Origin of the sequence: Nocardioides sp. 1609 (assembly GCF_004522105.1) — a bacterium.
GTDB lineage: Bacteria > Actinomycetota > Actinomycetes > Propionibacteriales > Nocardioidaceae > Nocardioides.
The window spans coordinates 337292-360872 of record NZ_SPUJ01000003.1 but is presented as its reverse complement, the minus strand read 5'-3'; the positions used below and the strand labels follow the sequence as shown (position 1 = coordinate 360872).

The window sequence follows — 23581 nt, the reverse complement described above, 5'->3', positions numbered from 1 at the left end:
GTGCGACCGGCCGCGGGGCTGCCGTGCGACCGTGAGCTCCGTCTGGGGGAGGATGACGTCATGAGCCGACCCCCTGCGGCCCTGGTGCTGCTCCTCTCCCCCCTGCTCCTGGTGGCCCTGCTGGCCCTGGTGACCCCGACCGCCGGGGCGGCACCGGACGGCCCCGCCACCGGCCCGACCTCCGGCGCCGGCCTCGCCGCGACCCCCGGACCCGCCGTCGGTCGCGCGGCCCGACCGGCCGCCCGTCTGGGCCGGGTGCTCGCGCTGGTCAACGAGGCGCGCTCGGAGGCCCGCAGGTGCGGCCGCGTGCGGCACGGCGCCGTCCCCCCGCTCGCGCGCGACGTGCGCCTCGACCGGGCAGCCGGGCGGTTCGCCCGGCTGATGGCGCGGCGCGACTTCTTCTCCCACCAGTCGCCGGACGGGAGCGACGCCGGCGACCGCATCCGGCGCGAGGGCTACCGGTGGACGTCCTACGGCGAGAACATCGCCGCCGGCCAGGCGACCCCGGCCTCGGTGGTCCGGGCGTGGCTCGGGAGCCCCGGCCACTGCGCGGTCATCATGAGCCGCTTCCACGAGATCGGGATCGGCTACGGCTACCGGGCCGAGGCCACCTACCAGCGCTACTGGGTGCTCGACCTCGCCTCCCGCCGCGTCCGGCCCTGAGCAGGACGCCCGGTTAGGGTCGGCCCCATGAGCGTCGCGTCCGCCCGGAGCCTGCTGCACACCGAAGCCCTCGCCCGCCGCGAGCTGCTCGACGTCACGAGCTACGACGTCGACCTGGACCTCGCGGCGGACGAGGCGACCTTCCGCTCCGTCACGACGATCACCTTCGAGAGCCGCGGCGGCCCGACGTTCGTCGACCTCAAGCCGGTGCGCGTGAACGGGATCCGGCTCGACGACCGTCCCCTCGACGCGGGCCTCCTCACCGGCGGCCGTCTGCCGCTCGACACGACCCGCGGCACCCACGTGCTCGTCGTCGACGCCGTGATGCCGTTCCGCAACGACGGCGAGGGCCTGCACCGCAGCGTCGACCCCGCCGACGGCCGGCACTACGTCTACGGCATGTCGTTCATGGACGCCGCCCCGACGGTCTTCGCGTGCTTCGACCAGCCGGACCTGAAGGCGCCGTACACCCTGCACGTCCGGGCGCCGCACGACTGGGTCGTCGTCGGCAACGCCCCGGCCACCCGCGTCGACGGCGGCGGGCAGCAGCCCGGCTCCTGGGAGATCGGACCGACGCAGCCGCTCTCGACGTACTTCGTCACCCTGGTCGCCGGGCCGTACCACGTCGTGCGCGACCAGCACGACGGCATCCCGCTCGGCCTCAGCAGCCGGCAGAGCCTGGCCAGGCACCTCGACAAGGACGCCGACGAGCTCCTCACCATGACCCGGCAGTGCTTCGACGAGTTCCACCGGCTGTTCGGCATCCGCTACCCGTTCGGCGACTACCACCAGGCGTTCGTGCCCGAGTTCAACGCCGGCGCGATGGAGAACCCCGGCTGCGTCACCTTCCGCGACCAGCTGGTCTTCGACACCCGCGTGACCCGCGGCAAGCGGATCCTGCGCGCCACGACGGTCGCGCACGAGATTGCGCACCAGTGGTTCGGCAACATCACCACCCCGAGCTGGTGGGACGACCTCTGGCTCAACGAGTCGTTCGCCGAGTACATGGGCAACCGGGTCACCGCCGACGTCACCGAGTACGACGACGCGTGGACCCACGTGTCGTGGTCGCGGCGGCAGTGGGGCCTGCGCGCCGACCAGCGCCCCAGCACCCACCCCGTCGCCGGCAACGGGGCCGAGGACGCGCTGACCGCGCTCCAGAACTTCGACGGCATCTCCTACGCCAAGGGCTCCAGCATCCTGCGCCAGCTCTGCACGCGGCTCGGCGGCGACGTGTTCCTCGCCGGCGTCGTCGACCACCTCGACCGGCACCGCTTCGGCAACGCGACCATGCACGACCTGTTCGAGAGCTGGGAGCGGGCCGGTGCGGGCGGACTCTCCCCCGTCGTCCAGGAGTGGCTGCGCAAGGCCGGGCCGGACGTCGTCCACCACGACCGGCAGCGTGGGGTGGTCCTGCGGCGCTCGCCCGCCTCTGCCCCCGCCGACCGGTCCCACCTGCTCGACGTCGTCGAGCTCACGACGGGCGGGGCCACGACGACCCCGGTGACGCTGACCGCCGACGAGACGACGGTGCCGCCGGTCGCGCCGGGTGCTGCCGTCGTCCTCGACCCGCGCGAGGAGAGCTGGGCGGTCTACGTGCCCGACGGGGAGACGGTCTCCGCGCTGGTCGACGTCCTGCCCGGTGTCACCGACCACCGGCTGCGGGCCGGGATCTGGAACAACGTCAAGAGCGGGTACGCCGAGGGTGCGATCGCCCCCGACCGGGTCGTCGACCTGGTCGTCGCGGCGTTCCCGGCCGAGGACACCGAGGACACCGGCCGGCACACGGTGCCGTGGCTCCTCGGCGAGGTCGTCCCCGCCGCCGCGGCCGGCTCGCTCGAGCGCGTGCACCGCGCCGCGGTCGACTCGCTGGCGATCCAGCAGCCCGGGTCCGAGCTGCAGCTCTCGGCGTACCGCGCAGGCATCCGGACCGCGACCGCCCCGGCCACGCTGCGCGCCTGGCTCGCCGCGAGCCCCGACGGGATCACGCTCGACGACGACCTGCGGTGGCGGCTGCTCACCCGCCTGGCCGTCCTCGGCGGCACCGACCGGGCCGAGCTCGACGCCGCGCTCGCGACGTCCGAGAGCTCGGCCAACCGGGTCCACCACGCCGGGGCGACGGCGTCCCTGCCGACTCCCGAGGCGAAGGCCTGGGCCTGGGAGCGCTTCACCGGCGCCGTCGGCGTCTCGAACTACGAGCTGGAGGCCGCCGGGGCCGGCATGTGGCGCGGCGGCCAGGAGCACCTGACGACCGAGTACGTCGACCGCTACGTCGCCGACCTGCCCGGCACCGGTGCGGTGCGGAGCGGGTGGGTGCTGGCGGTCGCGGCGACGGCGTTCTTCCCGGGCTCGCACGTCGACGGCGCGACGCTCGACCGGGTGCGCACCCTGCTCGCTCCCGGCGTCCTCGAGCCCGCCGTCGCGCGTCGGGTCGCCGACGCGGTCGACGACCTCGAGCGCCAGCTCGCCATCCGTGCCGCCTACCCGGTCGCCTGAGGTCGAGGCCGTGAGAGAGCGCCGTCCCGGCCCCTCGGTCCGCCTCCGGGTCATCGAGATCACCAGTGGCGAGGAGGGGGTCAGGCGCGAGCGCGAGGACCGGGTGATCACCGAGGAGCCGCTCGAGATCCGGCTCCAGTGGCCGGGCGCACCGGCGCGCCGGGTCTGGGTGACGATGCGCACGCCCGGCAACGACTTCGACCTCGCCGCCGGCTGGGTGCTGCACGAGGGCCTGGCGCCGCGCGTCGACCGCGTCGCCTACTGCACCGACGTCACGCTGCGCCCCGAGCAGGAGTTCAACGTCGTCACCGTGAGCCTCGACACCGAGCCGGCCGCGCTCCCCCACCAGCACGCCGCGCAGTCCGCCGGCTCCTCGGCCTGCGGGGTGTGCGGCACCGACAGCGTGACGAGCGCGTTGGCCGGCGAGATCCTCCGGTGGGACGGCGACCTGCCCGGCGACGACGTGGTCCGCGGGCTCCCCGACGTCATGCGCACGCACCAGCGCGTCTTCGACCGCACCGGGGGTTCCCACGCGGCGGCGCTGTTCACCGCCGCCGGCGAGCTGCTCGTCGTCCGGGAGGACGTCGGGCGGCACAACGCCGTCGACAAGGTCAGCGGCGCCCGGCTGCTCGCCGGGCTGCCGCCGGCCGAGGCGTGCCTGGTGGTCAGCGCGCGGGCCGGTTTCGAGCTGGTGCAGAAGGCGGTCGCCGTCGGCACCGGGTCGCTGGTCGCGGTCGGCGCCCCGACCAGCCTCGCCGTCGACCTGGCGCGGCGTGCCGGGCTCGTCCTGTACGGGTTCACCCGTCCCGGTCGCGTGGTGCGCTACTCCTGAGGCACTCCGGGGACCTCCCGCGGGACCCGCCGGGCCCGGTCGGCGCGTGCTCCGGGCTGCTGTCGGTGCCCACCCCTAGCGTGGTCGACATGCGCATCCTGCACACCTCCGACTGGCACCTGGGCCGGTCGTTCCACCGGGAGGGGATGCTCGCGCACCAGGAGCGCTTCGTCGACCACCTGCTCGCGGTCGTCGAGTCCGAGCGGGTCGACCTGGTCGTCGTCGCCGGCGACGTCTACGACCGCGCGCTGCCGCCGGTCGACGCGGTGCGGCTGGCCGACGAGACGCTCGTGCGGCTCGCGCGGTCGCGGGCCGCCGTCGTCCTCACGAGCGGCAACCACGACTCCGCGCAGCGGCTCGGCTTCTCCTCGCGGCTCATCGACGCCGCCGGCGTCCACCTGCGCACCGACATCGGGGCCGTCGGCACCCCGGTGCTGCTCGCCGACGACCACGGCCCGGTCGCCGTCCACGGCATCCCCTACCTCGACCCGCACGCCGTCGCCGACCCGTGGGGCCTCGACCAGCGCTCGCACCAGGCCGCGCTCGGCGAGGCGATGCGCCGGGTGCGGCTCGACCTGGCCGGGCGCCGCGGCACCCGGTCGGTCGTGCTGGCCCACGCCTTCGTCGCCGGCGCGCAGCCCTCCGACTCCGAGCGCGACATCAGCGTCGGCGGGGTCGCGCGGGTCCCCACGTCGGTCTTCGACGGCGTCGACTACGTCGCGCTCGGCCACCTGCACGGCTCGCACGTCCTGGGCGACCGGATCCGCTACAGCGGGTCCCCGCTGGCGTACTCGTTCTCGGAGGCCGGGCACCGCAAGGGCTCCTGGCTGGTCGACCTCGCCGCCGACGGCTCCACCCACGCCGAGCTCGTCGAGGCGCCGGTGCCGCGGCCGCTGGCACGGCTGCGCGGCACGGTGGAGGAGCTGCTCGCCGACCCCGCCCTGGCCGAGCACGAGGCCTCGTGGGTCGAGGCCACGCTCACCGACCCGGCCCGGCCGCTCCAGGCGATGGAGCGCCTGCGCCGCCGCTTCCCCCACACGATGGTGCTCGCCTTCGCCGCCACCCGCACCACGCTCGGCGCGCCGGGGGCGTCGGCCGCCGACGCCCGGCGCGACCACGACGTCGCCCGGGAGTTCATGGTCGAGCTGCGTGGCGCCGCTCCCGGCGCCGACGAGCTCCGCGAGCTCTTCCGCGCCGTCGACGCGTGCTGCGACGACCCCGACACCGACACCCTCCTGCGTCCGGCCACGGAGGTCGAGGCGTGAGGCTGCACCGCCTGGAGATCCAGGCGTTCGGCCCGTTCGCGGGCGCCGCGACCATCGACTTCGACGACCTGTCCGAGGCCGGGCTCTTCCTGCTCTCCGGAGCCACCGGCGCCGGCAAGACGAGCGTCCTCGACGCCGTCTGCTTCGCGCTGTACGGCGACGTGCCGGGCGACCGCAGCCAGGCCAAGCGGCTGCGCTCGGACCAGGCCGACCCCACCACGCCGCCGCGGGTCACGCTCGAGGCGACGCTCGCCGGCCGGCGCTTCCGCATCGTGCGCTCCCCCGCGTGGGAACGCCCCAAGAAGCGCGGTGCCGGCACCACCACCGAGCCGGCCAAGGTCACGGTGTCGGAGCGGGTCGGGCCCGACTGGCAGCCCCTGTCGAGCCGGCTCGACGAGACCGGCGACCTCGTCGTCCGGCTGCTCGGCCTCGACCTCACCCAGTTCACCCAGGTCGCGATGCTCCCGCAGGGCCGCTTCCAGGCCTTCCTGCGCGCCCGGTCCGACGAGCGGCACCGGCTGCTGCAGCAGCTGTTCCGCACCGGTCGGTTCGAGGCGGTCGAGCGCTGGTTGCGCGAGCGCCGGATCGCCCTCGGTCACGAGTCCGCCGCGGGGCACCAGCGGGTCGCCGACGTCGTCAGCCGGGTCAGCGAGGCCGCCGCGACGCCGCTGCCCGACCACGTCGACGTCCACGACCTCGCCCCGGCCGTCGACGACGACACGCTGCGCGCCTGGGTCGAGGCGTGCCTGGCCGACGCGGTGTCCGGGCGGGAGGAGTCGCAGGCCCGGCTCACCGCGGCCGGCGTCGAGGAGCAGACCGCGCGGGCCGCGCTCGAGGCCGCCCGCGCCGACGTCGCCCGCCGCGAGCGGCTCGTCGCCGCGCGTCAGGAGCGCGACGTGCTCCTCGGCCGGACCGCCGCCCACCGCGCCGACCGGGCCCGGCTCGACGCGGCGCGGCGCGCTGCCGTCGTGGTCCCGTGGCGCCACCAGGCCCAGGCCGCCGGGGCCGCCGCGACCCGCGCCGGCGCCGCGGCCGACGCCGCCCTGGCCGCCGTGGCCGACCGGCTCGGCGAGGTCCCCGACCCCGACCGGCTGTCCGCGCTCGCCGACCGGTCCCTCGCGGCCGCCGCCGAGGCCCGGGCCCAGCGGCCGCACGCCGACCGGCTCGCCGCCGTCCGGCGGGCGCTGCGCGACAACGCCGACCGGCGCACCCAGCTCGCCGACGAGCTCGGCCGGGTGCAGCACGAGCGTGCCGTGCGTCCCGACCGGGTCGCGGCGCTGCGCGCCGAGGTCGCCCACGCCCGCGACGACGCCCGCCGGGTCGACGTCCTCACGGCGTCCGCGCAGGACGCCCGGTCACGCCTCGACGCCCACGAGCAGGTCGTCGTGCTGCGCGCGCGCCTCCAGGAGGTCCGCGAGCGGTGGCTGCAGACCCGCGAGCAGACCTTCGTGCTCAAGGACGAGCTCCTCGCCGTCCAGCGGCTGCGTCTCGACGGCATGGCCGCCGAGCTCGCCGTGGCGCTGGTCGTCGGGGGCTGCTGCCCGGTCTGCGGGTCCGGCGACCACCCCGCGAAGGCGCGTCCGGCACCCGGCGCGCCCGACGCGGCGACCGAGAAGACCGCGCTCAACGCCGTCGCCGACGCCGAGGTCGTCGAGCACGCGCTCGACCAGCAGGTGCGGGAGCTGGAGCAGTCCCTGGCCGCGGCCGAGGCGCGGGTCGGCGACGACCCGGTCGCCGACCTCGCCGCACGGCTCGCCACCCTGCAGGACTCGCTCGGGGCGGCCCTGCGCTCGGCCGGCCGGCTGCCCGAGCTCGAGGCCAGGCTGAGCACCGACGAGCGTGCCCTGGTCGACCTCGAGCACCGGTGCGACGAGCTCCTCGCCGCCGACTTCCGGCTCGTGGGCGAGCGCGGCGGGCTGACCCAGGAGGAGGCGACCCTCGGCGCCGAGCTCGCCGCCGTCCTCGGCGACCACCCCGACCTCGACGCCGTCCACGACGCACACCGCCGCACCGCCGAGCTGTGCCGGGCCGCGGCCCGCGCGGCAGAGGAGGCGCGCACCGCCGCCGGCACCCAGGTCGCGGCTGACCGGGCCGTCGCCGCAGCGGTCGCCGACGCCGGGTTCGAGCACGTCGCCGACGCGCAGGCCGCGACGCTCGAGGCCGGGGCGCTCCGTGCCCTCGACGAGGCCGTCACGCGCCACGAGCGCCGCCTGGAGGCCGTGACCGAGGTGCTCCGCGACGCCGGTCCCGACGACGCCGTCCCGCTGCCCGACGTCGACCTCCTGGAGCGGCGGCACGTCGAGGTCCTCGCGCGGGTCCGGACCGCGGCGTCCGACGTGAGCCGCTACTCCGCGCGCACCGAGCGGCTCGCGGGCCTGCTCGCGACCCTCGACGCCGAGCTGGCGGCCTGGGCCCCGGTCCGACGCGACCACGGCGTCGTGGCCCGGCTCTCGGCGTTCGTCGAGGGCAAGTCGGCCGACAACCTGCTCAAGATGCGGCTCTCGGCCTACGTCCTGGCCTACCGCCTCTCGCAGGTCGTCGCGGCAGCCAACGAGCGCCTCGCCCGGATGAGCGACCAGCGCTACTCCCTCGAGCACACCGGCCAGCGCGGCGCGGGCGAGTCCCGCGGCGGACTCAGCCTGCTCGTGCGCGACGACTGGTCCGGCGAGTCGCGCGACCCCGCCACGCTCTCGGGCGGCGAGACGTTCGTGGTCTCCCTCGCCCTCGCGCTCGGCCTGGCCGACGTCATCTCCCACGAGGCGGGCGGAGCGACCCTCGACACGCTCTTCGTCGACGAGGGTTTCGGGTCGCTCGACGCCGACACCCTCGACGACGTGATGGACACCCTCGACTCGCTGCGCGACGGCGGCCGGGTCGTGGGCGTGGTCAGCCACGTGGCCGAGATGCGCGACCGGATCCCCACGCAGCTGCACGTGGCCAAGCACCGGCGCGGCTCGACGGTGAGCCTGCGCCGGTAGCCGGTCACGAGGTGTGGGTCACGAGCCGCTGGTCACGACGTGCCGGCGGCTCCGTGCGCGATCGCCTCGAGCAGCGCGTTGTTGAACGCCGGGATGTCGCCCGGGTTGCGGCTGGTGACGAGGTTGCCGTCGGTGACGACCTCCTCGTCGCGCCACTCGCCCCCGGCGTTGCGGATGTCGGTCTGCAGGCTCGGCCAGGACGCGACGGTGCGCCCCCGCACGACGTCGGCCTCGACGAGGACCCAGGCCGCGTGGCAGATCGCGGCGACCGGCTTGCCGGACGCCACGAAGTCGCGGACGAAGCTCACGGCGTCGGCGTCGAGACGCAGGGCGTCGGGGTTCGCCACCCCGCCGGGCAGCACCAGGGCGGCGTACTCGTCGGCGTCGGCACCGCCTACCGTCGCGTCGACCTTCTGCGAGCCGGCCTTGTCGAGGTGCTCGTACAGGTCGGCCTCACCGGCCTCGGGCGCCAAGAGCACCGGCTCGTACCCGGCGTCCACGACCGCCTGCCAAGGCTCGACCAGCTCGGCCTTCTCGATGCCCTCGTTGGAGGTCAGGAACGCAACCTTCTTGCTCGTGTCAGTAGCCATGCCTCGACGGTAGGCAGACCCGCCTCCCCCACCCACCGCCCCAGCGGGTGACCCGCACCAGTCGCCGAGTCGGCGTGAACTTCAAGTCGGATCGGGTCGAGTCGGCGCAAGGACTGAGCACGAACGCCGACTCGGCAGTCGGGAGGGGTCAGCGGAGGGAGGTCCAGGTGGCGAGGTCGAGGCCCCAGTCGCGCTCGAGGCGGTCGGCCTGGGGGCGGTAGAGGGTCTGCAGGGTCTCGCGGAGGCCGGGGGTCCAGTCCCACTCGGCTCGCGACGACGAGCTGGACTCCTCCTCGACCGCGGAGAGCGGCACCGGGTCCAGGCCGAGCGCGGACCACAACCGGTCGACGGTGCCCTGGGCGTCGGTGCGGACCTGCTCGTAGACCAGCACGTGGATCCGCTCGCGTCCGACCGCAGCAGCCCACATGTCGAGCTGGTCGGCGTAGCAGCCGGTCCAGGTCTGCACGGTGATCGGCACCGGGTAGGGCCACGACCTGCCGCGGGTGGCGGCCAACCGCATCGCGGAGCGGTAGCGCTCGACCGGGTCGCGCAGCACCACCAGCACCGGTACGTCGGGCAGCAGCCGCGCCGCGACGGCCGGCGTCGAGGCGTGACGGAGGTACTGCGGGGTCCAGTCGCCGCGGCGCACGCCGTCGTCGGGGAACAGCCCGAGGTACTCGGCCTCGGGGACGACGCCGTCGCCGACCTTGTGGAGCAGGTGCTGCTCCTTCTTGCCGTTGGTGCCGAGACCGACCAGCGGGTGCTGCACGAGGAGGTCCGTCAACCAGGTGGTGCCGCTGCGCTGGGCGCCGATGCCGAGCCACGACGGTCCGATGTGCACGAGCAGCACCCTAGTGGGAGGGGCTAGGTTCGCTCCCATGAGTGGACTCGATCCCACGTTCGCCGACCTCCCCCACCGCTCGCTGGGCGACGCGGCCCTGTCCCGGGCCCGCGAGCTCGGCGTCACCCACGCCGACTTCCGGTTCGAGCGGGTGCGCTACCAGGACCTGTCGGTGCGCGACGGCGTCCTGCAGGGCGCCAGCGACGCCGAGGACCTCGGGTTCGCGGTGCGGGTGATCCACCGCGGCTCCTGGGGGTTCGCCGCGGGCGTCGTCCTGACCACCGACGAGGCCGTGCGGGTGGCCGAGACCGCCGTCGCCGTCGCGAACGTCGCCGCGGGGATGACCAGCCGCCCGGTCGAGATCGCCGACGAGCCGGTCTACGACGACGTCACCTGGGTCAGCGCCTACGAGATCAACCCCCTCGACGTCCCGGTCGCCGAGAAGGCCGCGCTGCTCGTCGACTGGACCGAGCGGCTGCGCGCCGGCGCCGCCGTCGACCACGCCACCGCCTTCGTGCAGCAGGTCCAGGAGAACAAGTACTACGCCGACCTGGCCGGCACCCGCACGACCCAGCAGCGCGTCCGGCTGATGCCCGGGTTCGAGGCGATGGGCGCCGGCGCCGACATCTTCGACTCGATGGCCAGCATCGCTCCCCCGGCCGGTCGCGGCTGGGAGTACGTCGTCGGCGGCCGGGCCCAGGGCGCGTGGGACTGGGACGCCGAGATCGACGAGGTCCCCGAGCTGCTCGCCGAGAAGCTCGCGGCACCCAGCGTCGAGGCCGGCACCTACGACCTCGTCATCCACCCGAGCAACCTGTGGCTGACCATCCACGAGTCGATCGGGCACGCCACCGAGCTCGACCGCGCCCTCGGCTACGAGGCCAACTACGCCGGCACGTCGTTCGCCACGACCGACAAGCTCAACAACCTCCAGTACGGCACGCCGGTCATGAACGTCACCGGCGACCGCACCGTCGACCACGGCCTGGCCACCATCGGCTACGACGACGAGGGCGTGCAGACCCAGAACTGGGACATCGTCAAGGACGGCGTCCTGGTCGGCTACCAGCTCGACCGGCCGATGGGGGTGATGCTCCCCCAGCTCAACCCCGGACCCGACGGCCGCGGCCGCTCCAACGGGTGCGCCTACGCCGACTCGTCGGGCCACATCCCGATCCAGCGGATGGCCAACGTCTCCCTCCAGCCGGACCCCACGCCCGACGCCCCGAGCACCGCCGACCTGATCGGCCGCGTCGAGCGCGGCCTGTACGTCGTCGGCGACAAGTCGTGGTCGATCGACATGCAGCGGTTCAACTTCCAGTTCACCGGCCAGCGCTTCTTCACCATCCGGGACGGCGAGCTCGTCGGCCAGGTGCGCGACGTGGCCTACCAGGCCACGACGACCGACTTCTGGAACTCGATGGAGGCCGTCGGCGGTGAGGACACCTGGGTCCTCGGCGGCGCGTTCAACTGCGGCAAGGCCCAACCCGGACAGGTCGCGGCGGTCAGCCACGGCTGCCCGACGTCGCTCTTCCGCGACGTCCGGATCCTCAACACCCTCGAGGAGGGCGGCAACTGATGAGCACTCCCCTGCACCCCCAGAGCCTCGTCGAGCAGGCGCTGGCCGCCTCGGTCGCCGACGACTGCGTCGTGATCGTCCGCGACCACACCAGCGCCAACCTGCGCTGGGCCAACAACACCCTCACCACCAACGGCGTCATGCACGGCGTCTCGGTCACCGTCGTCTCGTTCGTCGGTACGGCGACCGGGTCGGTCACCGGCAGCGCGACGACCCAGGCGCAGGTCACCGCGCTGGTCACCGCCGCGGACGCCGCCGCCCGGGCCGCCTCACCGGCCGAGGACGCGAACCCGCTGGTCCGCGACGTCCCGGCGAGCACCGACTGGGACGCCGCCCCGGAGACGACCGACATCCACGTCTACGACGCCTTCGCCCCTGCCCTCGGGGAGGCCTTCCGGGTCGCCGACGCCGGTCGCCGGGTGCTCTACGGGTTCGTCAACCACGAGATGACGACGACGTACCTCGGCTCGTCCACCGGGCTGCGGCTGCGCCACGTGCAGCCCACCGGCCACTACGGCTGCACCGGCAAGACGACCACACCCGAGGGACGCACCGAGAGCGCCTGGGTGGGCGGCGCCACCCGCGACTTCGCCGACGTCGACGCCCTCGCGATCGAGTCCGAGGTCGCGCGCCGGCTGGCCTGGGGCGACCGTCGCGTCGACCTGCCCGCGGGCCGCTACGACACGATCCTGCCGCCCACCGCGGTCGCCGACCTGATGATCGACGCCTACTGGTCCGCCGGTGCGCGCGACGCCTGGGAGGGGCAGTCGGTCTACAGCCGCCGCCCCACCGGCACCCGGATCGGCGAGACGATCGCCGCCCGCGGCGTGCACCTCTACAGCGACCCGGCCCACGACCGGCTCCGGTGCGCGCCGTTCAACGTCGCGACGTCGTCGGGCAACACCTCCTCGGTCTTCGACAACGGTCTCCCGCTGGGGCGCACCGACTGGATCCGCGACGGCGAGCTCACCTCGCTCCTGCAGACGCGGCACTCGGCGACGATGACCTCGCAGCCGGTCACGCCGGCCGTCGACAACCTCGTGCTCGACGTCGACAGCGGGCAGGGCAGCCTCGCCGACGTCGTCGCCGGCACCGAGCGCGGTCTCCTGCTCACCTGCCTCTGGTACATCCGCGAGGTCGACCCGCAGTCGTTGCTGCTCACCGGGCTGACCCGCGACGGCGTCTACCTCGTCGAGGACGGCGAGGTCACCGGCTCGGTGAACAACTTCCGGTTCAACGAGAGCCCGGTCGACCTCCTCCGCCGCTTCACGCACGCCTCGGGGACCGTCCCGAGCTTCAGCCGCGAGTGGGGCGACGACTACTTCTCGCGCACCGCGACGCCGGCGCTGCGGGTGCCCGACTTCAACATGTCGAGCGTTTCCCAGGCGGTCTGAGCAGCGAGACCGTAGGGTGCGCGGACCCCTTCGATCCAGGAGCCCACGTGCACCGTCGTCTCACCGCTGCCCTGACCGCCGCCGCCACCGCGCTGGTCCTCGTCACGTCCGTCGTCCCGGCTCACGCCGACGAGTCCACCGACGCCCCGGTCGTCGAGAACGACCGGGTCCGCGTGGAGGGCTCGGGGGCCGCGTTCGTCGACGTGCTCGCCAACGACACCGACCCGAACGGCGACGTCCTCGAGATCTGTCGGGTGCGCGTGCCGAGCCGTGCGCCGCTCGACGTCTCCGAGCTCTCCGGAGAGGAGATCGGTGTCGACGGGGAGGCGCTCGCGATCTTCCCGACACGCAACCGGCCGGGGACCTACGAGATCACCTACTGGGCCTGCGACGAGGGCTACCTCCGGCCGGGCACGCTCACCGTGGTGGTCGTCAAGGTGAAGGAGGTCAAGGTGACCAAGGTGCCAGGACGCCCCGGAACGCTGCGGATCGCCAACCCCGGCTCGCGCCGCGTCGTCGTCTACTACGGATCGTTCCGCGAGGGAGAGCCCGACGGTCGCGTCTCGGTCCCTGCCCGCGCGGCCAAGCGCATCCGCGTGGAGCGTCCGAGGATCGACTACGTCGCCTACTACCCCCGGACCGGGTCGGACGCGGGGCACGGCACCGTGCGCGGCATCGACCTCGGTCGCGCCGGCGCCCACCGCGGCGTGCCGTACGTCGCCACGCCGCGCGACCTGGAGCGCTGGCACCGCACCTCGTAGCGGCGGTGGCCGACGACCACGCGTCGCTCAGCCCAGCCAGCGCCGCAGCTTCTTGCCGTCGACGCGACGCCACGCCTCGGCGAACTCGTCCTCCAGCGCGGCCGCCCGCGCCTCCTCGCGCTCGTGCAGGACGCCGTAGGTGAAGGCGCTCTCGCCGTCGGCGGCGGCCCGTGCGGCGATCCGGCGCAGGCCGGCGCGCGTCACGGCGGTGTCCTGGCGCTCGCCGAGGACCCGGGTGACCTCCTGGGCGGCCTTGCGCAGCCGCTTGGCGTCCGCGCCCCACAGGGGCTCGAGCACCTCGCAGGCGTAGCGCAGCCGCTTCGCCGACTTGCGCACGTCGTGCAGCGCCTCGTCGTGCGCCGGGCCCGCACCGTCGGTCTCGGCGACCGCCTCGGCGAGTGCGACGGCGTCCTGCAGCCGCCGGAGGTCCTTGCGGACGCGCTGCGGAAGGACCTCCGCGGCCGGCCGTTCGGCGCGCTCGGCCCACGGCGGTGAGGTGACGAGCCGGTCGAGCCGCCCCAGCAGCCGCAGGTAGCGCCGGGACGCCAGGACGTCGGCGGCGTGCGTGCCCGTCGCGCGGCGCCGGTCGGCGTAGGTGCGGTCGATCCGCCGGCGGACCGGGCCCACGACGTGGCGACGCGGGACCTCGGCGACCAGGCCGCGCAGTCGCTCCTGGACGACCTCGGCGTCGCGGCCGGCGCCGAGGGTCCGCGCGACCCAGCGGAGCTCGTTGCGGAGCGGGTCGGTGCGGTCGCGGTCGAGCAGCGGGCGGTAGGTCGCGAGCGCGGCGCGGAGCCGTCGGCACGCGACCCGCAGCTGGTGGACGCCGTCGTCGACGCCGCGCCGGACGTCGCAGTCCGCACGGAGCAGCGCGTCGACCTGCTCCGCGAGCCGGGCCAGCAGGACGGCGGAGGCCGGCCCGTCGAGCGTCAGCCCGGTGGCCGCCGCGGCCGGCTCGGGCAGCCGGTGGGCCAGCACCGAGCCGATCTTGCGCTGCACCGTCCGCGGCACGATCCCGGCCGCGGCGAGCGGGCCGTCGGCGTCGTCGAGGAACGCCGGGGGCGCCGTGACCAGCTCGATCTCGACCTCGCGCCAGGCCACGGCGTCCGCGGCGAGCCGCCCGACCGCCCGGCCGGTGACCCGGTCGTCGGCCACCTCGGCCAGGACGGCGTCCTCGGCGCCGAGCAGGAGCCGCGTCGTGCGGACGGTCTCGATGTCGGCGACCGGGCGCAGGTCCCGGCCCCGGGTCCAGCCGAGCACCTGCCGGGCGAGCACGGCCGGGACCGTCTCGGAGCGGCCCAGCGGCCGGTGCAGCTCGTCGCGCCCGAGCCCGGCCGGCACCTTGAGGTGCCACCCCGCGTCGGCGCCTCCGGTGCGCCGCCGCAGCGTGACGCCGTGGCGCACCAGCGCCAGGTCGGCGGTGTCGACGTAGGTGGCGACCAGGGTCGCCGTCGTCGGCTCGGTGACCCGGACGACGCCCGGCAGGTCGGTCAGGTCGGGCAGCTCGGTCTCGGTGTCGACGGCGTAGGCGCGCTCGATCTCGTGGTGGTCCTTCACGAGGCAAGTAGTAGCCGACCGAGGTGAACGGTGCTCTCAGGGACCGGGGATCGGAGCCGCGGCGTCGTAGGGGACTCGCGTGTAGACGAACGTCGCGCACTCGAGGTGGGTGGGGTGCACGTGCAGCGTCTCGCCGCGGTGGTAGCCCGAGGCGCCGAGGATCGTGTCGTCGTCGCGGACCTCGAAGGTGTGGGCGAGCGACCCGCTCTGGAGCGACCGGACCTCGAGACGCTCGTCGGACCAGCGCAGCTCGACCGCGGAGTTGCCCCAGAACCAGACGCCGAGCAGCGGCTCGACCACCGGCGGCACCGAGGTGGTCGGCACCCAGGGGGTGACCGGGGCCGGGTCCTCGGCGAGCAGCAGCTCGTGCGGGACGCCGTCGGCGTCGAGGCCGGTCGTCGCGTTCGCCAGCACGACGGCACCGTCGCCGGTGGCCGGCTCGACGAACAGGCTGGCCAGGAAGCCGGGCATCGAGCCGGTGTGACCGACGAACCGCCGGGCGGCGTCCGGGCCCAGGCCGAGCACCCGCAGGCCGAGACCGTACGAGGGGTCGAGGCGCGGCGTCCCCATCTCGGTGAGCGTCGCGGTCGCGAGGACGTCGGGTCGCCGGCCGGCCAGGAACGCCGCCCACACCGCGAGGTCGGCCACGGTGCTCCAGGCCTGTCCAGCCGGCGCCATCGCCCCGGTGTCGGTGTGCGGCTCGGTGGCGAGCCGCCCGGTGAAGTGCTCGACGCTGTGCCCCTGCGCGTGCCGTCCCCGCGCGGCGTCGGGGCCGTAGGTGGTCCGCGTCATCTCGAGCGGTTCGAGGAGCCGGGCCACCACGACGTCCCACCACGGCGCGCCGCGCAGCCGGGCCACGACCTCGCCGAGCAGCCCGTAGCCGAGGTTCGAGTAGTGGAACCACTCCCCCGGGCCGGCCACGGCGCCGGCGCCGTCGTTGGCGGCGGCGAGGGCGTCGAAGTCGCCGCCGGTCGAGCGCTCCCACCACGACCCGGCCGGCTCGCTCTGCATGCCGCCGGTGTGGCCGAGCAGGTCGGCGACCGTCAGGTCGCCGTACCCGACGCCGGGCAGGAACCGTCCGACCGGGTCGTCGAGCGAGAGGACGTCGTCGTCGCGCAGCTGGAGGACCAGCGCCGCCGTCATCGTCTTGGTGATCGAGCCGATCCGGTAGGCCGTCGACGGGTCGGCGTGGACGCCGGCCGACTCCACGAGCACGCCGTCGCGCAGCACGCCGCCGACCACCGAGGGCAGGCGGCCCCGCCGCTGGAGGGCGCCGAGGCGGACCTGCAGGCTCACTCCCGGCCGGCCGGCTCGGGCTCGGCGAACGCCTCCGGCGGGGGGCAGGAGCAGACCAGGTTGCGGTCGCCGTAGGCCTGGTCGACGCGGGCGACGGGCGGCCAGTACTTGTCAGCCGCGCCGTTCGGTCCCGTGGGGCCGGTGGGGAACACCGCCAGCTCGCGGGAGTAGGAGCGGTCCCACTCGCCGACCAGCACGCGCGCGGTGTGGGGGGCGCCGCGCAGCGGCGAGCCCTCCGGGGTCCACTCGCCCGCGCCGACCCGGTCGATCTCGCCCCGGATGGCGATCATCGCGTCGCAGAACCGGTCGATCTCGGCGAGGTCCTCGGACTCGGTCGGCTCGACCATCAGCGTGCCGGCCACCGGGAACGACATCGTCGGGGCGTGGAAGCCGTAGTCGACCAGCCGCTTGGCGACGTCGTCGACGCTGACGCCGGTCTCCTTCGTGAGGCCACGGACGTCCAGGATGCACTCGTGCGCGACCAGGCCTCCGTGGCCGGTGTAGAGCACCGGGAAGTGCTCGGCGAGCCGCTTGGCGACGTAGTTGGCGGCGAGCACGGCGCTCGCGGTCGCGCGGGTCAGCCCCTCGGCGCCCATCAGCCGGATGTAGGCCCACGAGATCGGCAGGATGCCCGCCGAGCCGTACGGCGCCGCGCTGATCGGGCCGATGCCCTCGCGCTTGGCCTCCTCGGGGTGCATCGCGTGGGAGGGCAGGAACGGCGCGAGGTGCTCGCGGACGGCGACCGGCCCGACACCCGGGCCGCCACCGCCGTGCGGGATGCAGAAGGTCTTGTGCAGGTTGAGGTGCGACACGTCGCCGCCGAACTCCCCGGGCTTGGCGTAGCCGAGCAGGGCGTTCAGGTTGGCGCCGTCGACGTAGACCTGGCCGCCGTGGGCGTGCACGACCTCGCAGAGCGCGCTGATGGTGTCCTCGTAGGCGCCGTGCGTCGAGGGGTAGGTCACCATGATCGCGGCGAGCGTGTCGGCGTGCTTGGCGCACTGGGCCTCGAGGTCGGCGAGGTCGACGGTCCCGTCGTCGCCCGCCTTGACGACGACGACCTTCATGCCGGCCATCACGGCCGAGGCGGCGTTGGTGCCGTGCGCCGAGCTGGGGATCAGGCAGACGTCACGCGTCAGGTCGCCGCGCGAGCGGTGGTAGCCGCGGATCGCGAGCAACCCGGCGAGCTCGCCCTGCGAGCCGGCGTTCGGCTGGATCGAGACCCGGTCGTAGCCGGTGACCTCGGCCAGCCAGCCCTCGAGCTCGTCGACGAGCCGGCGGTAGCCCGCGGCGTCCTCGGCCGGCGCGAACGGGTGCAGGTCGGCGAAGCCGGGCAGGCTCACCGGCTCCATCTCGGTCGTCGCGTTGAGCTTCATCGTGCAGGAGCCCAGCGGGATCATGCCGCGGTCGAGCGCGTAGTCGCGGGCCGAGAGCCGGCGCAGGTAGCGCAGCATCTGGGTCTCGCTGCGGTGGGTCTGGAAGACCTCGTGGGTGAGGTACGGCGTCGCGCGGCGCAGTCCGTCGGGGAGCGCGTCCTCGGTGGCCCGGTCGACGGCGTCGAGGTCTGCCTGGCCGCGCGGGACCCCGAAGGCCCGGAGCACGGCCTCGACGGTGGAGCGCGTGGTCAGCTCGGACGTCGAGATCCCGATCGTGTCGTCGTCGACGCGCCGCAGGTGGAGGCCGAGGGCGCGGGCCGCCGACACGATGTCGTCGGCGCGGCCGGGCACGGCGACGGTGAGGGTGTCGAAGAACTGCTCGTGGGCGGGGGCGAGACCGGCGTCGGCGAGGGCGCGGGCCAGGACGGCGGCGTACCGGTGGGTGCGGGTCGCGATGGACCGGAGCCCGTCTGGGCCGTGGTATACGGCGTACATCGAGGCGACGACGGCGAGCAGCACCTGGGCGGTGCAGATGTTGGACGTCGCCTTGTCGCGGCGGATGTGCTGCTCCCGGGTCTGGAGCGCGAGCCGGTACGCCGGGCGGCCCTCGGCATCCACGGAGACGCCGACCAGGCGGCCGGGCAGGTGGCGCTCGAGGCCGGCGGCGACCGACATGAAGCCGGCGTGCGGGCCGCCGTAGAACAGCGGAACGCCGAAGCGCTGGCTCGAGCCGACGACGACGTCGGCCCCCAGCGCACCAGGGGCCTCGAGCAGGGTGAGGGCCAGCAGGTCGGCGGCGACGACCGCGAGCGCACCGCGCTCGTGGGTGGCCTCGATGAGCGGGCGCGGGTCGAGGATGCGGCCCGACGCTCCCGGGTACTGGACCAGGACGCCCGACAGGGCGCCGTCCGGCAGGTCGCCGGGCAGCCCGTCGGTGAGGTCGGCGACGAGGACGTCGATGCCCATCGCCTCGGCCCGGGTGCGGACGACGTCGATGGTCTGCGGGAGCGCGTCGGCGTCCACGACGAACGGTCCGCTCGCCTTCCGGTTGGCCCGGCGCACGAGGGTCATCGCCTCCGCCACGGCGGTCCCCTCGTCGAGCAGGCTCGCGTTGGCGGTCGGCAGGCCGGTGAGGTCGCCGACGACGGTCTGGAAGTTGAGCAGCGCCTCGAGCCGGCCCTGGCTGATCTCGGGCTGGTACGGCGTGTAGGCGGTGTACCAGCTGGGGTCCTCGAGGACGTTGCGCCGGATCACCGGCGGCGTGATCGTCGCGTGGTAGCCCAGGCCGATCATCGGCTCCCCCGGCCGGTTGGACGCCGCGATCGCCCGCAGCTCGCGGGCGGCGGCCTCCTCGGTCAGCGGGGCCGGGAGGTCGAGGGCCTCCGCGCTGCGGATGCCGCCCGGGACGGCCGCGGCCATCAGCGCGTCGAGGGAGTCGAAGCCCAGCGTGGCCAGCATCGTGGCGACGGCGTCGGCGTCGAGGCCGATGTGCCGATCGACGAACGGCGACGCACCATCGAGGTCGGACAGGGTGGGGTGCTCGGACACGGAGGCTCCTCGGATCGACAGACCGGCGGCCCTCCCCCTCTGTCACTCCCGCCGGGTCCGACGGGTGCTCCACAGGTGCCTGCTCCGCGCGGTCCGGGTGCCTGAGAGGTTCCGGGGAGGAATTGCCCCTTCGGCGCTTGCCCACGACCAGCCTCGGCCGGGACGAAGTCTCTCCCGCGCGGGATCGACAGCGGTGCCCACGCTACCGGACCCGGGCTCACCCCTGCGCAACGGCGGTCCCACCCACCCCAGGCATCCCACCCCGGCGATGGTCCGGAGGACCGGGACGGAAAATGACGTCCGCCCCGCGGCCCACGAACAGCCACGAGGCGGACGGACAACCGTGCTGTCCGGGTGGAGCGGGGTGCGGCGGTGCGTCAGCCGATCCGGCGGGCCTGGCGGCGGGCGGCGAGCTCGTCGCTGGCGGAGGGCGTCTCGGCGGCGGTGTCGTTGGCGCGCTCGCTGGGGAGCGCGGCGAGGGTGCCCTCGATCTCGCGCCAGACGCCACCGATGGCGATGCCGAAGACGCCCTGGCCGCCCTGGAGCAGGTCGATGACCTCGTCGTTGGAGGTGCACTCGTAGACCGAGGCGCCGTCGCTCATCAGCGTCACGCGGGTCAGGTCGTCGGTGCCGCGCTCACGCAGGTGGGAGACGGCGGTGCGGATCTGCTGCAGGGAGATCCCGGCGTCGAGGAGACGCTTGATCACCTTGAGGATGAGGATGTCGCGGAACGAGTAGAGCCGCTGGGAGCCGGAGCCCTTGGCGCCCCGCACGGTCGGCTCGATCAGCCCGGTGCGGGCCCAGTAGTCGAGCTGGCGGTAGGTGATGCCGGCCGCGTTGCACGCGGTCGGGCCGCGGTAGCCGACGTCGCTCGGCAGCGGCGACACGTCGTCGGTGAACAGGAGGCCCTGCTCGTCGGCCGATTCGAGCGCCAGATCGGTGGCCGGATCTGATCCGGTCCGGGGGTTCTGCTCGTTCACACGGTCCTCCGCAGGTCTACTTCGCAGGTAGCAACTCGAGGGAAGGACGCCGTGATGACATCGGTGGAGTTACAACGAAGACAGTTCAAGGTACGACGGTCGGCGTGGTCGGTCAAAGAGGTGCGCGGCGTGTCGAACCCTCATTCTCAGGCTGAGGGTGACCCTCTGCCCCGCCCGGCGGCCGGCCGTGGGCGTCAGCGGTCGGCCTCGAAGTCCTCGGGCGTCACGTGGTCGAGGAACTCGCGGAACTTCTCGACCTCGTCCTCCTGCTCGGCCGGAACCGCCAGCCCCGCCTCGTCGAGGACGTCCTCGGCGCACATGATCTTGGTGCCCGTGCGCAGGGCGAGGGCGATCGAGTCGGAGGGCCGGGCACTGACCTCGACGCCGGAGCCGAAGACCAGGGTGGCGAAGAAGACGCCGTCCTTGACGTCGGTGATCCGGACCTCGGCCAGGGCGTTGCCCGTCGCCTCCAGCACGTCCTTGAACAGGTCGTGGGTGAGGGGCCGCGGCGGGACGACGCCCTGCTGCGCGAACGCGATCGCAGTCGCCTCGACGGCGCCGATCCAGATGGGCAGGTAGCGCTCGCCGGTCACCTCCCGGAGCAGGACGATCGGTTGGTTCGAGGGCATCTCGACCCGGACTCCCATGACATCGACCTCGCGCACGTGCCAACCCTACGCTCCCCCTCCACGCGACCCACGGGCGAGCGGCGCCAGCGCGGACGGGACCGGGCCGGCGGAGGTCAGGAGCGCTTGAGCCCGGCCTTGACCAGGGTGGCGTGCAGGCGCACCGAGAGCGCCGCGATCTCGTTCACGGCGGCGTCGGCCCGGTCGCGGGCGCCGGCGTCGCGGCCCCCGCGGATCGGCGCGACGACCTGCTGGACCATGCCGACCTCGCGGTCGGCGGCGGCGCGGAAGGCCCGCAGGTGCCGCGGCTCGAGCCCGAACGCCGCCAGCTCGCGCGCGGTGCGGGCGATCACGAGCGCGTCGGTGTCGTAGTGGTGGGTGCCGGTGCGCGGGGCGACCAGGCCGAACTGCTCGAGCTCGTCGAGCATCGACTCGTCGATCTCGGCGACCTTGACCAGCTCGCGCCGCGAGAGCCGCAGCTGGTCGCGCCGGGCGAAGGACTCCGCCGACGGCGTCCCGTCGCTCGACAGCGCGACCGTCGGGACGGTCGGGACGACCGGGTCGATCGGCGGCGGCTCCATGCCCCGGTCGATGGCGTCGAGGTGCTCGCGGATCACCTTGTGGGGCAGGTAGTGGTCGCGCTGCATCGTGAGCACGTAGCGCAGCCGGGCGACGTCGTCCTCGCTGAACTTGCGGTAGCCCGACGGCGTGCGTTCGGGCTTGATGTGCCCCTCGGACTCCAGGAAGCGGATCTTCGGGATCGTGATCGTCGGGAAGTCCGCGCGCAGCAGGTCGAGGACCTGGCCGATGTTCAGCCGGCCCGAGGACCGCGGGTCGTTGCGGGGCTCCCCGGCCGGGTCGCTTCCCGAGAACGCGCTGGGCACCGATCGCTCAGAGCGCCTCGTGGCCGGAGAAGAAGACCAGTCGGTACTTGCCGATCTGGACCTCGTCGCCGTCCGAGAGCAGGACCTTCTCGATGCGGTCGCGGTTGACGTAGGTGCCGTTCAGGCTCCCGCCGTCGGCCACGGTGAACGAGTCGCCCTCGCGGTCGAAGACCGCGTGGTGGCGCGACACCGTGACGTCGTCGAGGAAGATCTCGCTGTCGGGGTGCCGGCCGGCGTGCACGACGTCGGAGTCGAGCAGGAACCGGCTGCCGGCACCGGGGCCCTTCTGGACGACGAGCAGGGCGTGCCCGACCGGGAGCGCGTCGACCGCGGCGGCGTCGACCGGGTTCAGCGCACGGTCGGAGGTCTCGGACTTCTCGACGCCCGCGCCGCCGATCTGGATCGTCGCGGTGGACTCCCCGACCGGCTCGCCGCTCGGCGCGGACGGGAGGTTCGGGTCGAGGGCGAGCAGACGGGTGCCGCACTGGGCGCAGAACCGAGCGTCGTCGGGATTCTGCCTGCCACAGTTGGTGCAGAACGGCATCGGTTGTTCCTTCGTGTGCGTGGTCCCTGAACCCTCAACGCCATGCTGAGGTTGATGGTTCGGGCGAACGTACCAGGTGGGCCTGGGCGGTGAGAGGGCTTCGCGGAGCCGCGTGCACTCAGCCGTCGAGCGTGGCCACGTAGGCGTCCGGCGCGAGCAGCGCGTCCACGTCGTCGGGGGACGCCGGGACCAGCTCGAAGAGCCAGCCACCGCCGTACGGGTCGCTGTTGACGAGCTCGGGCGTCGCGTCGAGGGTCTCGTTGCGGGCGACCACCTCGCCGGTCAGCGGTGCGTAGACGTCGCTGACGGACTTCGTCGACTCGAGCTCGCCGCAGGTGCTGCCGGCCTCGACGCTGTCGCCGACCTCGGGCAGGGAGACGTAGACGATGTCGCCCAGGGCGTCCTGGGCGTAGTCGGTGATGCCGACGCGCACCGATCCCTCGTGCTCGCCGGGGCTGCGCACCCACTCGTGCTCGACGGTGTACTTCAGGTCCTCGGGGTACACAGGCGCTCCTCGTGGCGGGTCCGAACGGGCACGAGAAGGCTAGCGCCTCCGGTCCACCGACCGGGTGGTGGTCAGTCGGGTTGGGCGTACTCCGGCTGCTCCGGTTCGCGCACGGCGTCGATGTCGAGCGAGTCGAGCTCCTCGACCTCGATCTCGCCGCCGTCCTTGCGGACCTCGGCACGCGGACCGAGGGCGAACGAGATCGAGCCGGCCAGGGTGCTCGCGTCGCCGATCGCGTCGACGACGTACGGCGCCTCGAGCAGCGTGCCGTCGACCTCGATGCCCCCGACGCCCTCCTCGAACGACGTCTGGGCGATCACCCGGACCTCGCCGTTGATCTGGATCGCCTCGGCGCCGACCGAGCGCAGCTCCTGGATCACGTCGAGCATGCTCGAGACCGAGATGGAGCCGGTCTCCTCGGTGATGGTCGCCCGGATCCCGGGGCCGGTGACCGGCACCAGCCCGGCGAGGACCTGGAGGTTGTCGACCTCGTCGCGGGCCCGGTCGAGCGCGGCCTGGCGCTGCGTGGACTCCGACTGGAGGTCCTCGCGGTCGCTGGTGAGCCGGTCGATCTCGGCGCGCGTGCGCTGCGTCGTGCCGGCCAGGCCGTTCAGGACGTCGATGAGGTCCTGCTCGCGGAGCCCCGCGTAGGTGGAGTCCTGCTCGGTCGTGCGGATCTGGGTGACCGCGGCGAACCCGACGAGGGCCAGCAGCACGGCCACGATCAGCTGGGTCTGCGAGGGACGCAGCAGGGCGCGCCCGAGGCGGGCGCGGCCGGTGAGCCGCGGCGCCGGCACGTCGGACCCGTCGCCGGTCTGCTCGCCGGTCTGCTCGCCCGGCTGCAGGGTGGGCTGGTCGTCGTCCATCGT

At 74.2% G+C, this 23581-nt stretch carries 19 protein-coding genes and 1 riboswitch; of the genes, 8 read left to right on the top strand and 11 right to left on the bottom strand.

What is annotated here, in order from left to right:
- Positions 1-60: 60 nt before the first annotated feature.
- The 5 genes from E4623_RS07945 to E4623_RS07925 all read left to right on the top strand — a co-directional run bounded on the left by E4623_RS07945 (position 61) and on the right by E4623_RS07925 (position 8234).
- Entirely contained in the window at positions 61-663 is a 603-nt protein-coding gene (locus tag E4623_RS07945; RefSeq protein WP_134765975.1) for a CAP domain-containing protein, read from the top strand.
- A gap of 27 nt (positions 664-690) precedes the next feature.
- Positions 691-3159, top strand: a complete 2469-nt coding sequence (pepN, locus tag E4623_RS07940) for an aminopeptidase N (protein WP_134765974.1) — start codon at positions 691-693, stop codon at positions 3157-3159.
- Between the two features lie 10 nt (positions 3160-3169).
- Entirely contained in the window at positions 3170-3991 is an 822-nt protein-coding gene (locus tag E4623_RS07935; protein WP_134765973.1) for a formate dehydrogenase accessory sulfurtransferase FdhD, read from the top strand.
- Between the two features lie 89 nt (positions 3992-4080).
- Positions 4081-5256 (top strand): exonuclease SbcCD subunit D, encoded by a 1176-nt coding sequence (locus E4623_RS07930; protein WP_134765972.1) that lies wholly within the window; start codon positions 4081-4083, stop codon positions 5254-5256.
- On the top strand, positions 5253-8234 hold the full coding sequence (locus E4623_RS07925) for an SMC family ATPase (RefSeq protein ID WP_134765971.1): 2982 nt from the start codon (positions 5253-5255) through the stop codon (positions 8232-8234). Before E4623_RS07930 ends, E4623_RS07925 begins: the two co-directional genes overlap by 4 nt.
- 32 nt (positions 8235-8266) lie before the next feature.
- On the opposite strand, the gene E4623_RS07920 is transcribed toward E4623_RS07925, so the two are convergent.
- Together E4623_RS07920 and E4623_RS07915 are read right to left on the bottom strand one after the other, a co-directional pair.
- Complete coding sequence (locus E4623_RS07920; protein WP_134765970.1) at positions 8267-8824, bottom strand: type 1 glutamine amidotransferase domain-containing protein; 558 nt, start codon at positions 8822-8824, stop codon at positions 8267-8269.
- Between the two features lie 148 nt (positions 8825-8972).
- Positions 8973-9665, bottom strand: a complete 693-nt coding sequence (locus tag E4623_RS07915; RefSeq protein WP_167736527.1) for a sulfotransferase — start codon at positions 9663-9665, stop codon at positions 8973-8975.
- 37 nt (positions 9666-9702) lie between these two features.
- Here E4623_RS07915 and E4623_RS07910 point away from each other — a divergent pair, with 37 nt between their 5' ends.
- From E4623_RS07910 to E4623_RS07900, 3 genes are read left to right on the top strand one after another with little or no spacing between them, the layout of a single operon-like run.
- Positions 9703-11244 (top strand): TldD/PmbA family protein, encoded by a 1542-nt coding sequence (locus E4623_RS07910; protein WP_134765968.1) that lies wholly within the window; start codon positions 9703-9705, stop codon positions 11242-11244.
- Positions 11244-12638: a metallopeptidase TldD-related protein gene (locus E4623_RS07905; protein WP_134765967.1), complete on the top strand. Its 1395-nt coding sequence runs from the start codon at positions 11244-11246 to the stop codon at positions 12636-12638. Before E4623_RS07910 ends, E4623_RS07905 begins: the two co-directional genes overlap by 1 nt.
- Positions 12639-12685: 47 nt before the next feature.
- The gene (locus E4623_RS07900) at positions 12686-13399 is read left to right on the top strand and encodes an Ig-like domain-containing protein (RefSeq protein ID WP_134765966.1); all 714 of its coding nucleotides are present in this window, start codon (positions 12686-12688) and stop codon (positions 13397-13399) included.
- 27 nt (positions 13400-13426) lie between these two features.
- Here E4623_RS07900 and E4623_RS07895 read toward each other — a convergent pair whose 3' ends face one another.
- The 9 genes from E4623_RS07895 to E4623_RS07855 form a co-directional block, all read right to left on the bottom strand.
- Positions 13427-14956, bottom strand: coding sequence for a CYTH and CHAD domain-containing protein (locus tag E4623_RS07895; protein ID WP_134765965.1), 1530 nt, complete (start codon positions 14954-14956; stop codon positions 13427-13429).
- A 36-nt stretch (positions 14957-14992) separates the two neighbouring features.
- Positions 14993-16252 (bottom strand): serine hydrolase domain-containing protein, encoded by a 1260-nt coding sequence (locus E4623_RS07890; protein WP_134765964.1) that lies wholly within the window; start codon positions 16250-16252, stop codon positions 14993-14995.
- Positions 16249-19173, bottom strand: coding sequence for an aminomethyl-transferring glycine dehydrogenase (gene gcvP / locus E4623_RS07885; protein ID WP_134765963.1), 2925 nt, complete (start codon positions 19171-19173; stop codon positions 16249-16251). Before gcvP ends, E4623_RS07890 begins: the two co-directional genes overlap by 4 nt.
- 79 nt (positions 19174-19252) lie before the next feature.
- Positions 19253-19360: riboswitch (glycine riboswitch) on the bottom strand.
- A gap of 190 nt (positions 19361-19550) precedes the next feature.
- On the bottom strand, positions 19551-20108 hold the full coding sequence (locus E4623_RS07880; protein WP_280633648.1) for a MerR family transcriptional regulator: 558 nt from the start codon (positions 20106-20108) through the stop codon (positions 19551-19553).
- A gap of 239 nt (positions 20109-20347) precedes the next feature.
- Entirely contained in the window at positions 20348-20818 is a 471-nt protein-coding gene (locus E4623_RS07875; protein WP_134765961.1) for a bifunctional nuclease family protein, read from the bottom strand.
- A 77-nt stretch (positions 20819-20895) separates the two neighbouring features.
- A complete protein-coding gene (locus E4623_RS07870) occupies positions 20896-21663 on the bottom strand; it encodes a MerR family transcriptional regulator (RefSeq protein ID WP_167736526.1) in 768 nt (255 codons plus the stop codon).
- A 7-nt stretch (positions 21664-21670) separates the two neighbouring features.
- On the bottom strand, positions 21671-22207 hold the full coding sequence (locus E4623_RS07865; RefSeq protein WP_134765960.1) for an FHA domain-containing protein: 537 nt from the start codon (positions 22205-22207) through the stop codon (positions 21671-21673).
- A gap of 118 nt (positions 22208-22325) precedes the next feature.
- Positions 22326-22712 (bottom strand): glycine cleavage system protein GcvH, encoded by a 387-nt coding sequence (gene gcvH / locus E4623_RS07860; protein ID WP_134765959.1) that lies wholly within the window; start codon positions 22710-22712, stop codon positions 22326-22328.
- A gap of 71 nt (positions 22713-22783) precedes the next feature.
- Positions 22784-23578, bottom strand: a complete 795-nt coding sequence (locus E4623_RS07855; RefSeq protein ID WP_245155003.1) for a DUF881 domain-containing protein — start codon at positions 23576-23578, stop codon at positions 22784-22786.
- Positions 23579-23581 lie beyond the last annotated feature (3 nt).